Source organism: Halobacteriovorax sp. XZX-3 (assembly GCF_043196495.1).
Lineage (GTDB): Bacteria > Bdellovibrionota > Bacteriovoracia > Bacteriovoracales > Bacteriovoracaceae > Halobacteriovorax_A.
In genome coordinates this window covers 203,667-217,467 of sequence record NZ_JBEBMO010000002.1, presented here as the reverse complement: position 1 = coordinate 217,467, position 13,801 = coordinate 203,667, and the positions used below count along the sequence as shown (strand labels likewise).

The following is a 13,801-nucleotide window of genomic DNA, read 5'->3' as shown; positions in this document are numbered from 1 at the left end:
GTATTCCCTTCATGAGTCTATTTTTATTAGCAATTTACTTATGTTTGTTATCGTAAGCTTTAATTACATCTTCAGTAATGTCAGTAACTTTATTGATGTAAAGAATTGGAGTTGTCGAAGTCTCATAAGTCCAATCAAGACCTTTCTTCTTTGATACTTCTTCAACAACAGTTTTAATTTTATTTAAAATTGGTCCTTTTGCACTTTGTTCCATTTTTGCAAGCTCACCTTGGTACTGTTGCATTTTCTGTTGGAAACCAAAGAACTTCTTCTGTAGTTCTTGACCTTTTTGTTGCTTAGTTTTTTCATTCATAACAAGAGCTTGTTTTTCAAACTTCTCTTTTTCTTTTACTAGAGCTTCTTCTTCTTTCTTAAGCTCAGCTTGCTTCTTATCGATTTCTTTTTGCAGTTTATCCTTAATCTTTTTAGACTCTTTAACTGTTAAAAGAACTTTTTGAACATCAACACGACCGATATTCATTGCAGATGCTGTTAATGAAGAGAAAAGTAATCCAATTACTAATAAATTTTTCATATCGTCTCCTTACGAATTAAAATAATTGTCCAATATCAAAGTGGAATTTTGTTCCCGCATTCATATCTGGGTCAGGGTTAATAGGAATACCCCACTCAAATCTTAGAACACCAATTGGTGAGAACCAACGGAAACCAAAACCATAATCCATATATATCTTATCGATATCTTCTAGCCTTTTGGCCGTACCTGCATCAAAGAAAGTAACAAATTTAAGGCCTGCTTCTTTGGCAAGTGGGTGCTCAAGCTCCAGTGTTGTAAACACAGTGAACGGGGCACCTGTATTAAATGTTTCAGTAACATTAGGAGTTCCTGGGTCATTATCATCATCATAAGTAACAGTCTCTTTTGGACCAATATCTTCGATGTCATAACCACGTAAGTTTCTCGCACCACCTAATGAGAATTTCTCATTTCTTGGTACAGGAACACCTTTATCTTCAATTTTCCCAGTGTAGAATCGACTTCTAAAAACTAGCTCTTTCCATACCGGATAGAAATAACGTACATCAATTTCATTCTTCCACCATTCTTTATCACCACCAAGTCCTGCATACTCAGTAGCAAGGTTCCAGTAGTAACCATCAGTAGGCTCAAAACGGTTATTTCTCTTATCCTTTACAACAGCAAGACGAACTGAAGAAGTCACACCATCTTCGTTCTCATCGACTGTTGGATCTTTAATATCTGTAAGCTCAGTTTCTTCAAGCTTATATGTTGTATATAGCCTTGTGTATTCGAAGATAGGATAACCAATACGGGCCGCAAAACCATGTTTCTTATAATCGTATGAATCAAGTTGAGTATCAACTGTTCTAAACACCTCTCCACCCAGAGTCCATTTCGAATCCATAAAGTATGGTTCAGTAAATGATAGAGAGAAGTTTTGTTGCTCTTTTGCAATATTTGTTGAAAACGATAATTGTTGTCCTAAACCTCTAAAGTTGTTTTGAGAAATAGAAGCTTGAAAGAAACCACCTGTTGCCGTTGAGTAACCAGCACCAAGAGAAATTTGTCCTGTACTCTTTTCTTTAACACTAATCTCAACATCAAGAATATCGTCTTGTCCCGGAGATGAAACAGTATTGAAGATAACGCTACCTGGTTCAAAGAAACCAAGACGATTAACATTTTCTTTTGACTCACGAAGACCTGAACCAGAATACTTCCCACCTTCATGAATTTTAAGCTCACGACGAATTACTTTATCACGAGTTTTAGTATTTCCAGTTACTGAGATGCGACCAAACTTCGCAAGCTTCCCTTTTTCAAATGAGTACTGAATATCAACTCTATTTTCACCAGGTACTAGTTGGATATTTCTGATAACGTTGGCAAAGGCATAACCAAGGTCTTGGTATGACTCAGTAAGAGTTTGAATATCACGTCTTAAAAGCTCTTCTGAATAAACTTCTCCGGCCTTAAGTTTTGTTTTTTCTCTAAGTTCATCTTCAGTAAAAAGAAGCTCACCTTGGAAGTAAACATCACGAACATCAAATTTAGGACCTTCTTTAATCTTAACAGTAATGAATACCCATTTCTTATCTTCTGAAACTGTTACTTCAGGGACAGCAACGTTGACCTGAAGATAACCTTTAGTCGAATAGAAATACTTAATTCTTTCAATATCTGTTTTAAAATTTAGTTCTTTAAAGTTTCCTGAACCAGAAAGGAATGAAAATAGACTCTCCTCTCTTGTCTCCATAATTGACTTAACTTCTTCTTCTGCAAAAGCAGTTAGACCTAAGAAAGTCACTTTCTTAACTCGAACCTTATCGTACTCACTGATTTTATAAACTAAGTGAACATTCTCTTTGTCGACATGTCTAATTTCATACGAAACATTGGCCAGGTAGAAGCCCTTTTCTTCGTAGGTCTTCTCCATTTGGCGAACATCAGCTTGAATAGAGTTAATGTCTAGGATTGAGTATTCTCTTGTCTTTAAGTTTTCACTTAAGTCGTCTTTATCGACTTCATCATTTCCACTAAAAACGATCTTAGCAATAATAGGCTTTTCAACAACTTGAAAGATTAGCTTATTGCCATCCTGATGAGCCTCTACGGACTCAAAGTACTTGAGGTTATAAATTGTTTTAATGTCATCAAATAGAATTTCATTTGTAAGAGTAAGGCCAGCGCGAGAACGTAGCTTATCAAGAACAGCTTCTTTCTCTACCTTCTTTAAACCTTGAACTTCAACACTTGAGATTTTAAACAGACGAACACGTGGTCCAATTTCACTTGCTTGAATACTTAAGGTAATTGAAAAAACAATTATATATATAAAACTCTTCCAAGAGTTAATCATCTAGTCTCCGTGATCTCACGATCCTGTCATGTGTGTGCAGACAAAAAATACTTGAGTAAAAAAATATCAATAATCTTACAAAGTTACAAAAAGAAAAACGAACATCCTGCACAAAAAAGTGATGTATTAATGCAGGATTCCATCGATCATCGTATGAACACGACTAAACTTACGAGACATTTCCTCGTCATGCGTTACAACAAGAAGAGTTGTTCCAAGCTCTCTTGATAATTCGAAGATAAGATCAGCAACAATTTTTGAATTCTTAGAGTCGAGATTACCTGTCGGCTCATCGCACAGTAAAAGCTTTGGACGCAGTGATAGAGCACGTATAAGATTGATACGCTGCTGCTGCCCACCAGAGATCTCATATGGGTAGCGCTTAAGGCACTCAGATACACCTAAAGTCTTGGCCAGAGAGAGAATATACTTCTTCACCTTTGACACGTCATGTCCACCTAAGCGGGCCGGAAGAAGAATATTTTCAAGACATGTTAGAGATGAAAGTAAAAAATGAAATTGGAAAACAAATCCTATTTTGGAATTACGATAATTTGCTAACTTCGCATCATTCATTTGACCAATATTCAAGTTATCAACTGTAATTTGACCTGAAGTAATATTCTCAAGTCCCCCAATAAGATACAAAAGAGTTGATTTACCACACCCCGATGATCCCTTAATTACACATTGTTCACCTTGTGAAAGTTCAAGATCAACCCCTTTTAGGATATGAGAATTTCCAAAGTCTTTGTAAACATTCGATACATTTAAAACTGCCATTTACGAAAACTCCTCTCTAAGGCCTTGGGCCATTGATTTTGAATCTAATCTCTTAAGAACTACAAAAGTTAAGAATATAATAAAGATAAATGAAATTAATCCAACAATAAAAATATCTCTTAGGGATAAGAATAGCTCAATTCGATTTAGGTGATAAACATCTGTTGGAAGAGAGAAAATATCAAGAGTTGATAGAAGATAATCAAAAATCTCTACGCAAACGAGAGAGCCTAAAAATGCAATAAGCCAAATCCCGATATTCTGAACCATCCAAAGTGTTCTAAATTTCTTAGGAGAAAGTCCAATAGCATATAGTAAAAAGATTTCTTGTGACCTTCTCTCTTTTGAAAATATGATAAAAGCTAAACAGTTAAAGATAGCTAAGATAACAACAATTGAGAAAACAATCGAAATCATATATTTTTCAAATTCAACGGCCTTTAAGAAAGTTGCAAAATCGCTCCAATAAGGTGCGATAGTATATTCATAGTAGAAGACACTTTTCATATCAGCTACAACTTCATTGATCTTCGAAAGACTTCGATACTCAGGTTTGAGCCTTAGGCTCATTAAGTTAATACGATCCTTAACTCCCAAAAGAGTTTGAATCTTTTTTAAGTTCACATAAACAAAACGATTTCGATATTCGTGAATTTTAAAAGTTTTAATATCTTTTACTTTTAAAACCGCATTTGTTGGAAGATATCGCTCACCTAATTTACCGGCCGAAAAACTGAACTTTAAAGTATCTCCCACTTTAACCTTTAAATCTTGTGCAAGAAGATCACCAATTATAACTTCATTTTCGCCAGGCTCAACTAGACCATTATCGAGTTGATTAATCTTTTCATTAACACCAACGACAAAGACGGCCTTTCCCTTCTCATCTTTATTTACAAATGATTGTGTACGAAGCATTGGAATTTTAGTTTGAATTGGAAAGTTATCAAGATCCTTTTGTTCATTTTCATTTAACTCAAAGAATCCATTTGTTGCCGTAAGAATAATCTCACCACTTCCAGCATTAAGGGATTTCTTAAGAGTTACCCCAAAGCCATCCATCAGGGCCAAACTACAAAGAATAACGGCAAGAGAAAACATAAGGCCTATAATTGTGGCCGTAATAAAATAACGTGACGATCGATCACGAAAAAAAAGTAATTGAAAATCTTTAAATAGATAGAAAAAACTCAAATTACTCTTCCTTCATCCCATCAACTGACCATCTTAAATATGCATCCATAAAACCATCGATATCACCATCTAAAACTTTTTCAGCTTGTGATGATTCATAGTTAGTTCTGTGATCTTTAACCATTTTATAAGGATGTAGAACGTAAGAGCGAATCTGTGCCCCCCATCCAATCTCTTTCTTATTAGCTTCTTCTTCAGCGGCCGCTGCTCTTTGCTTTTCTAGCTCTAACTCATATAAACGAGACTTAAGAACTTTCATGGCCTGAATTTTATTTTGCAGCTGTGACCTTTCATTTTGACAAGTTACAACAAGACCAGTTGGAAAGTGCGTAATTCTAACGGCCGAATCAGTTGTATTTACTGACTGTCCACCAGCACCACCAGAGCGATAAACATCAATACGAATATCTTTATCTAAAACTTCAATTTCAATATCGTCATCGACTTCTGGTGAAACAAAAATTGAAGCAAAAGAAGTATGTCTACGATTAGCTGAATCAAATGGTGAAATACGCACAAGACGATGCACCCCTGTTTCAGATTTAAGATTTCCGTAAGCGTAATTGCCTTCAATTAACATCGTTGCTGATTTGATCCCTGCACTATCACCATCTTGAACATCAAGAAGTTGAACCTTAAACTTTTTATGTTCGGCCCATCTCTTTACCATTCTAAATAGCATACTTGCCCAATCGCAAGATTCGGTACCACCGGCACCAGCATTTATACTAACAATCGCATTATTTGGGTCAGCATCATCAGAAAGTAGAACTTTTAATTCCGCTTTATTGAAAGCTTCGACGAATTCATCTGAAATCTCAATCGCACCTGTAGCAGATTCTTCATCACCTTCAGCAGCGTATTCATTTAAAATTTCAAATTCATCATATAGATCTTTTAATTTTGTATAAGTATTAACGACATCTTCTAAAAGGTTTTTTTCCTTTTGTACTTTGGCAGCATTTTGATTGTCGTCCCAGAAGCCAGGCATGGCCTCCATATCTTGAATTTCACCTATGCGTGCTGACTTTTGGTCAACATCAAAGTGACCTCCTTAGACTTGCAAGCTTCTCATCATAACTTACCATTAGTGATTTTTTTTCACCAAGGGCAATGCGAATACTTTCTTCCATTTTTAATTCCTATTTTTTTTGCCTAGATTTTTTAATTTTCATTAGAATCTCTTTTTCAAGAGCTTCCATAATTTCTTCTTCCTCTTGTGAGATTTCATGGTCATATCCTAACAAATGAAGAAGTCCGTGACAAAATAAGTGAATAACTTCTTGCTCTAACTCGATATCAAATTCGCGAGCCTGTTTTGCGGCAACATTTCGACTAATAATGATATCTCCAAGCATTACTGGGCCAGGAAGAACGAAATCCGTACTGTCTGGACGAAGACTTTCATACATTGGAAACGAAAGAACATCTGTTGTTTTATCTTTACCGCGATGTTCGCGATTGATCTGTTTCATACGAGAGTCGCCACAAAAGTGAAGATCAACTTCAATCTCCTCGTGAACTTTCTTGTCTAAACAAGTGTTCTTTGAATAAAGGAAATTACTTAAGACAATAAGCGAATCCTTTAACATATTTTCGCAAGCCTTAAGTCCCCAATCAGCTCTAGAATTGTCAGCTAAGTTAACAATAAGTCTTGATTTGTTTACTTGAATAGTTGCGCTATGGGCCATTATTTCCAATCTCTTTTTAAGGGTGTATTATTCTGTCTTAGGTTACATAGATTATATTACCAAGGCGAAGTTATGTCACTAAGCGAAATGGAAAGATTAAGAGAAGTTGTTGCAAAGTTAAGAGATCCTAAAGACGGTTGTCCATGGGATCTAGAGCAGACTCACAAGTCACTTCTAAAATATTTGATGGAAGAATCTTATGAGTTCATGCATGCAGTGGAAGACGGTGACTATCGTAAGATGGAAGATGAATTAGGTGATGTTCTTTTACAAGTAGTCCTTCACTCTCAATTAGCAAGTGAGAAATCAAAATTTGATCTCAACTCTGTGGCCAAAACAATCGCAGATAAAATGGTAAGACGACACCCTCATGTTTTTACAGATAATAAGGCAAAAGACGTTGCCGAAATTAAACAACGCTGGGAAGAAATAAAGAAAGCTGAAAAAGCAAACGAAGAAAGCCTTAAAAAATATGAAATTTGTAATGAACTTCTCTCTTTTCCGGCCCTTACAAGTGCTGCAAAAATTGGAAAGAAAACAAATAAAATAAACTTTGACTGGGAAGATTACACACAAGTAATGTATAAAGTCGAAGAGGAGTGGCAGGAGCTAAAAGAAGAAATCACTCCAGGACGTGAGCTTAATAAAGAAAGAGTTCAAGAAGAAATGGGAGATCTTTTATTTTCAGTTGCACAGCTTGCAAGACATCTCGATCTTGATCCAGAGATCACACTGCGAGAAGCAAACTTAAAATTTAAAAGAAGATTCAATCAACTTGAAGACATTGCTAAAGAAGAAGGCATTGTTATTCGTGAAAGCTCTCAGGACGAACTTGAAACCCTTTGGTCTCGCGTAAAAGAAAAAGAAAAAAGTAACTAATTATGAAAGCATCACCAATTAAACTTAAAAAAGAATTTATCACTTTGAAGAAAGATAAACGTCTATACCAAATGCCTTGTCCAGTTGTTGGACTAACAGGAGGTATTTCTACCGGAAAATCGACGGTGTCAAAAATACTACGTGATAAAGGATTCCCTATTATCGATGCAGATGCTCTTGTAAAAGAAGTTTATAAAACAAAAGAATCAATCGATCATTTGAAGAAGTACTATTCACGTGTTGTAGAAGAAGACAATTCAATCAATTTCAAACTTCTTCGTGAGTACTTTTTTCAAGATATTCAAATTCAAAATGATATTGAAAGTTTAATTTATCGCCAACTTCCAGAAGCTTTCTTAAAAGCGTTCAAAGATCTTGGTTCACCAAAAGTTGTCATTTACGACGTGCCTCTCCTATATGAGAAGAATCTTGATTCTTTTATTGATCATAAGGCCGTTGTTTATTGCCCAAGAGCAAAGCAGGTAGAGCGCCTTATGGCCCGTGACGGAATTGAAAAAGATTTGGCCTGTAAAATTCTAGCAAAACAAATCGATATTGAAGAAAAAGCAAAACTTGCTGACACAGTCATCGATAACTCAGGAAAACCTGAAGATTTGAATTTAAATATGTTTCTTGATCACTTTGATATGCATTAAAAAAGGCTCCCTACGGAGCCTTTTTTATTTCTAAATAATTGGATTATTGTCAGCGACAGTGTGTTCAATCTCGCCGTTTTGAGTGCGAAGATTCTGAAAACTTCCATAAAGCCCACGAAGTGAAGAAATTAATTGCTCATCTTCTTCTTGAGCAAAACGTGAAAGGTGCTGCGTTTGAGTTGCAACTTCATTAATCTCATTTCTGATTGCCTTAAACGTATCTTTTATAACTCCAACATCTGGAACTTCTTTACTGTCCATAATGATTTGTACTTTAGAAAGACCAACATCAAGCTGAGTCGATACTTTAGAGAAACTTCCAAGAGTTGAATTGAACTCTCTTAGTTCTCCTGCAAACTTTCCAACAGTTGTTTCACTTGCAACCCCACGTTGAATTTGATCGATAATTTGAGAACTTCTTGCTCTAAATAATTCAACTTGTGACTTAAGAGATTTAAATTGATCACGAGATCTCACAAGTCCTGCATAAGCTGCTTTATTCTCATTAATAATCTCTACAATCTCACTTGAGCGAGTTGCTAATTCTATTTCCTCATCAAATAAACGATTCGTCATCTCAATCATATAACGATTCATTTCCTCAAACTTTGCTCTCATCTCAACAACAGAGACGATTTTGTCTTTAGCAATTTTGAATTTATTGATCGCATCTTTTTGAAGATCTTTTTGACCTTCAAAAATAATTCTTACATCATCAATAATTTTATATTGTTCAAAAAGATTATTTTCTAAAAGTTCAATCTCTTTTAAAAATGAAGCTTTTTGCATTAAGAAGTGATCGTTAACTTTTGTGAATTTCTCATAAACGTTATCAATTCCAGCAGCAGAGAAGTCTTGCTGTAATTTTTCTCTTAGTTCTCCATTAAACTTATCTTCAACTAGAGCATCTAGAGACTTCCAAACAGGAGACACTACCGACTTCATTTGATTTGATAGAGTTTCCTCTAAACTTCTCAATGGATAGAAGATAACCATAATTCTTTTTTGATCAGCATATTCAACAGGTGAAACGTACATTTCAAAAGGTGCAGCTTCGCTAGAGTTTTCTGTTTTTACCTGAATTTGATAAATTCCAGCAATACCATCTCTTACTGCACTAATAACAGGATCATTCTCACCAAGATTTGTAAAAGTACTTAGATAATCCCATGTGATACTCATATCTTTTTTAGCGCTATCGATACTCCAGTGCTCATAGAATAGCGAGTTTGCCCAAACAGCATTTAGATTTGAATCCAGAAGTAGAGATGAAAATGGCATAGCATCTTGAAAGATCGATCCAAAACTCATTCTCTTGTGAATATAACCGCGATATTTTTCAATTTCTTCTTTAAATGGATGTGTCCAATCACCTTTCAGACTTGCTTTAACTGGGATAACACCATCTTTAATTAAATCAAGAGAAGTAATTTCTAATAATTTCTTCGCTCTTTTTTCAGAATAAAAGTACATAAAGATTCCACCAGCAAACATTGCAATAAGAATCCCAACAATAGCAATTAATCCATAAAGAGTTGTTTTAGAAGTTTGGTTAAGTTCAATTTTTTGATATGTAAGCTTTGGCCCAAACTTCTCACTCCATGCAAGATAACTTTCATTCGTTGTTTTCCAAATGCTATCGAAGTCACGTAGTGTATTTAATGATTTTTCTAATAGATTTAATTCAGTTCTAAGTGTTCCAAGGCGAACAACAATTAAGTTCTTATCTTCATCAGAAAGAACAGACTTCATTGTAACCTTTTCCATATAGTCTACATCTGCAACGATTGATTCGTGTAAACGCTTTAAATTTCCATAACTATAAAAGTTGGAGCTTTTTGTCGTACCTACAGAAATTTTAGTTTTAATTTTATTTGAAACTCTTGTTAGTGTTCTCCACTGATTATGTACAACAAAATTTTGGAAGCCAATCATTTTTGTTCTTAAAACATTAATCAGTGTCGATTTATTTGCAGAAGTCGTAATATCATCAAGCTTCTTTCTTAGTTCACTTAAGTTACCACTTAGTGTTTCATATTCAGCAATAGTTACGATTTCATTTAAACTTTTAATTGAATTTTCAAATTGATCAAACTCTGAAGTCGCCTCTTTTGAACGATCAACTCTTACCAATTCTTTTATATCTTGAAGTGTATTTGAATTTTTAACTTCATCAAATTTAGATGTCGATTCATATACCATCGTCATTCGGTCAAAGTTGGCCGGGCCATTCTTCCAAAAGGACCAAACTCCAAATGAAACAAGAGCTGTCGTTAGAACAAGAGAAACAGAGAAATAGATAAACAACGGCTTACTGAAACGAAGCTTCATTATAGGTCTCCTAAATGTCGGAATGGGAAAATCACTTCCATATGTTAACGGTCCTTCACATCCTGTGAACGTAAGAAATTTCTACATCCATTATGCAATTTTTTGAGTGAATTTTAAAGGGTTAATTAATTTATTTTATAGGCAAACAAAGGCCCTTTAATGAAAAGGGCCTGAGTAAATAAGTATGTTTTTTTAGAATAAAATTGTGATTAGCTTACTAGTTCTTCATAACCTTCAAACATCGTTTGTAGCTTAGCTTTAAGCTTCATTACTGCTTGAGTATGAAGTTGAGAAACACGTGATTCAGTAACATCTAGTACCTGACCAATTTCCTTAAGGTTTAAATCTTCATAGTAGTAAAGTGAAAGAACAAGTCTTTGTTTTTCAGGAAGCTGCTCGATTCCCTCTTTAATTTTATCTCTGAAGTTTTTATTTGAAACAGCAGTAAATGGATTCATTGCCTTACTGTCTTCATTAAGACCTGCCATTGCACGCTTATCATTACGATTAAACGTAGCAGAGTCATCAATATTTAGGATAGAAACAGATTTTGCTTTATTAAGCATTGAGTGAAATTCTTCTTTAGAACACTCAAGCTCTTTACACATTTCATCATCAGTAGCTGGACGTCCAAGCTCTGATTCAAGTTTAGAATATGCGCGGTCAATTAGTTTAGCCTTTTCTCTTACTGAACGTGGTACCCAGTCTTGAGAACGAAGCTCATCTAAGATAGCTCCTCTAATTCTAAATTCAGCATAAGTTTTAAACTTATTATCACGTGAAGGATCAAATTTTTCGATCGCATCCATAAGACCAATAACACCACATGAGATTAGATCATCTAGCTCAATATTTGATGGTAGGCGTGAGGCAATTTTTTGTGCAATATACTTAATAAGTGGAGCGTATTCCACTACGATTTCATCTTTTACTTTTGGATCTACAGTTGATCTATAGTCTTTTAAATTCTTTAATTTTCTGGCCAACGATGACATCTCTCTCACTCCTTGATTAAGCTAGTTGCTGTGGGTTACTACCTGAATGACTGAATCCCTTCAGTAATACAGGCGCGACTCGACTAGTACTGTCCTCGTCGGTAAATTTATTAATGATGTTAGTGTAATATTTCGAAAGGGAATTCTTTTCCGTTTTCAAAAGAGCGTGATCAAATTTGTCAGATGGAATTTCTAAATTCTTTACACCACCCAATACTCTTAAGTTTGCTTGCATAAAGCTTGCAACAGTATCCACTAGTGACTTCACTACTTTTCTATACTGTTGATTTGAGTCAACTCTATTTACAATTAGGTGATTATTTTTAATTTGGTATTTTTGGTTTAGGATTTTAATTAATGCATAAGTATCAGTGATAGATGAACGGTCAGGATTAACAACCATAAAACGATAATCAGCATAAGCTTGTAGATTGATCGTCTCCTTGTTCACTCCAGCCGGGCAATCAAGGATTACATGATCATATTCACTTCTATGGGCAGCGATAATATCAATAATGAATTTATCGTGCTCAAAACTAGTATCAAACAGATCACTGTTTCCATTACAACCACTTAGTAGATGAATATTTCCAAGTTTGTATAGACACTCATCAAATGATTTTTCAAGAGAAAGAAGTGAGTAGAAGTTATCGTTCAAAGGAAGACCTAATTTTACGGCCGTGTTTGAAAGATTATAATCACAATCGATTAAAAGAACTTTCTTTCCTTTTGCACTTAATTCATTTGCGATCATTAAAGCAGTTGTAGTCTTACCTACACCGCCTTTACCTGAACCAACTGCAATAATTTCACATTCTTCATTAAGGTAATTAAGAGGGCTTTTAACATTCAATTCGCAGTTATCGTCACTACGGTGCGACAACAACCATGTTGAAAGATCGTTTCTGGACATCCTGTCTCCTAAACAAAACTTAAAAATTTAATCTAATAACAAAAAAAGCTACAGTTTAAAAATACCGGCCAAAATCCTTTCGGCAGTAGCAGCTTCTAGGTCATCAGGAACAATCTCACCCGTTCCAAAAAACTTGTAAGGTAACGAACTAAAGTCAATGGCCAGATTAAAGAGTGATCCATAATTTAAGCACTGATCTAAGTGTGTTACCACTAAACCATTTGCAATATTTGCATAACGATTTAGCACTTTTCTATTATACAACTCTGTATTGATTCCCGATAGACAGATTAAAACTTCCACATTTTCAAATGAGCGTCTTAGACCATCCACGAACTTCTTGATTTCATTGATTTCTTGATTTGTCGCCTTGTAGTCGATAAAAACATTTTTCTTTGTTTCTATTGATTTTCTTGTTTGTGCAACGATTTCAGAAATTGATTCACAGATATTTGATTCAACATTAAAGAACTTTTCAGAGAAAGAAGTATTATCTTTAAATCCTGTATTTGCTTTATTTCTGATAATTACCGAATCTTGCTTAAGAGCTGAAAGCTTTGTTAACATTGAGCTTTGCCCACAAGAAGCATCTGAAATAAGTACTGTAACCGTTTTAGACTGCTCATTATCAACAGAAGAAAATAGAGGTAGCGCAGTTCTCACTTCTCCCATCATTTCTTTAAGAGCAAATTCAAAAACAGTATCTGGATTTTCTTTCTCTTCATCTGATAATTCAAAGTTTGCTTTACGAACAACTTTTTGAATATATCTTTCTTCGATGTCTAAACTTCTAAAAATTGTTACCATCTCTTTTACACCAAGAGCTTGAGGCTTAGTCATCCCCTGCACACTTTGTGTTAATTCGAAAATTTTCTTTTCTAGATCATCGATTTTATTTCTTTGATTTTCAATTAAGTCACTAACCTCATCATTACTTACACGAGACTCATGTAGTTGTTGAGACTGAATTGGCCTTGCTTGAACTTGAGGTCTTTCAATAACTTCTTCTTCCTGAATTTCCTCTTCTAAAGAGAAATCTCCATTTAAGAAATCATTAAAATATTCAGATTCAGTATTTGCGGCAGCTTTTTTTACTTCTTCTCTATCAATTGAGTTTAAGAAATCATCTAAACCTGAATTTGATTGTGAAGAGTTCTCTTCAACAGCACTCACCTTTCTGTTAAGACCTAAATTTCCATATCCATTAATTGAATTTGATTGTGCTTGAGAACTAGTATTTTGGTCATGTGAATTAATCATATTTGCGATATAAGATGAGTTGTTTTTATAAAAAGAATTTTTTTGATCAGATGTTAGTACGTTATCAACCTTAGCTTTCTTAGTGTAGTTCTTTTCAGAGATCGCAGCAGTAATTTCAATTTTTTTCTTTTTGAAAGCACCTTTGATCCCTTTATTAGTCTGCGTTTTAAGAATAATTGCATCAGGTCCCAGTTCGGCCTTAATATTCGCTAACGCCTCATCTAAAGAATCTGCTTCAAATTTTCTTACGTACATC

At 34.7% G+C, this 13,801-nt stretch carries 12 protein-coding genes; 2 read left to right on the top strand and 10 right to left on the bottom strand.

From position 1 onward, the window contains the following. Positions 1-34 precede the first annotated feature (34 nt). The 6 genes from ABMA70_RS11485 to ybeY all read right to left on the bottom strand — a co-directional run bounded on the left by ABMA70_RS11485 (position 35) and on the right by ybeY (position 6,511). A complete protein-coding gene (locus ABMA70_RS11485; protein ID WP_103217795.1) occupies positions 35-535 on the bottom strand; it encodes an OmpH family outer membrane protein in 501 nt (166 codons plus the stop codon). Positions 536-551: 16 nt separating this feature from the next. Beyond that, positions 552-2,843: an outer membrane protein assembly factor BamA gene (gene bamA / locus ABMA70_RS11480; protein WP_103217794.1), complete on the bottom strand. Its 2,292-nt coding sequence runs from the start codon at positions 2,841-2,843 to the stop codon at positions 552-554. 126 nt (positions 2,844-2,969) lie between these two features. Next, positions 2,970-3,626 carry an ABC transporter ATP-binding protein gene (locus ABMA70_RS11475; RefSeq protein ID WP_103217793.1) on the bottom strand — a complete coding sequence of 219 codons (657 nt, stop codon included), beginning with the start codon at positions 3,624-3,626 and terminating at the stop codon, positions 2,970-2,972. Continuing rightward, on the bottom strand, positions 3,627-4,820 hold the full coding sequence (locus ABMA70_RS11470) for an FtsX-like permease family protein (RefSeq protein WP_103217792.1): 1,194 nt from the start codon (positions 4,818-4,820) through the stop codon (positions 3,627-3,629). Between the two features lies 1 nt (position 4,821). Beyond that, positions 4,822-5,935 (bottom strand): peptide chain release factor 2 gene (gene prfB / locus ABMA70_RS11465; RefSeq protein WP_392993663.1). Its coding sequence is split into 2 segments (ribosomal slippage): positions 4,822-5,862 and positions 5,864-5,935, totalling 1,113 coding nucleotides; the frame shifts between segments, so codons are not numbered across the junction. A 27-nt stretch (positions 5,936-5,962) separates the two neighbouring features. Then, complete coding sequence (gene ybeY / locus ABMA70_RS11460; protein ID WP_392993419.1) at positions 5,963-6,511, bottom strand: rRNA maturation RNase YbeY; 549 nt, start codon at positions 6,509-6,511, stop codon at positions 5,963-5,965. Between the two features lie 72 nt (positions 6,512-6,583). Between ybeY and mazG the strand changes: the two genes are divergently transcribed. Continuing rightward, positions 6,584-7,390 (top strand): nucleoside triphosphate pyrophosphohydrolase, encoded by an 807-nt coding sequence (mazG, locus tag ABMA70_RS11455; RefSeq protein ID WP_158246854.1) that lies wholly within the window; start codon positions 6,584-6,586, stop codon positions 7,388-7,390. A gap of 2 nt (positions 7,391-7,392) precedes the next feature. Further along, positions 7,393-8,046 (top strand): dephospho-CoA kinase, encoded by a 654-nt coding sequence (coaE, locus tag ABMA70_RS11450; RefSeq protein WP_103217789.1) that lies wholly within the window; start codon positions 7,393-7,395, stop codon positions 8,044-8,046. Between the two features lie 30 nt (positions 8,047-8,076). Here coaE and ABMA70_RS11445 read toward each other — a convergent pair whose 3' ends face one another. The 4 genes from ABMA70_RS11445 to ABMA70_RS11430 all read right to left on the bottom strand — a co-directional run bounded on the left by ABMA70_RS11445 (position 8,077) and on the right by ABMA70_RS11430 (position 13,800). After that, positions 8,077-10,377 (bottom strand): hypothetical protein, encoded by a 2,301-nt coding sequence (locus ABMA70_RS11445; protein ID WP_103217788.1) that lies wholly within the window; start codon positions 10,375-10,377, stop codon positions 8,077-8,079. A gap of 209 nt (positions 10,378-10,586) precedes the next feature. Further along, a complete protein-coding gene (locus tag ABMA70_RS11440; protein ID WP_103217787.1) occupies positions 10,587-11,372 on the bottom strand; it encodes a FliA/WhiG family RNA polymerase sigma factor in 786 nt (261 codons plus the stop codon). 16 nt (positions 11,373-11,388) lie between these two features. Beyond that, positions 11,389-12,285 carry an AAA family ATPase gene (locus ABMA70_RS11435; protein ID WP_103217786.1) on the bottom strand — a complete coding sequence of 299 codons (897 nt, stop codon included), beginning with the start codon at positions 12,283-12,285 and terminating at the stop codon, positions 11,389-11,391. Between the two features lie 48 nt (positions 12,286-12,333). After that, complete coding sequence (locus ABMA70_RS11430) at positions 12,334-13,800, bottom strand: hypothetical protein (protein WP_103217785.1); 1,467 nt, start codon at positions 13,798-13,800, stop codon at positions 12,334-12,336. Position 13,801 lies beyond the last annotated feature (1 nt).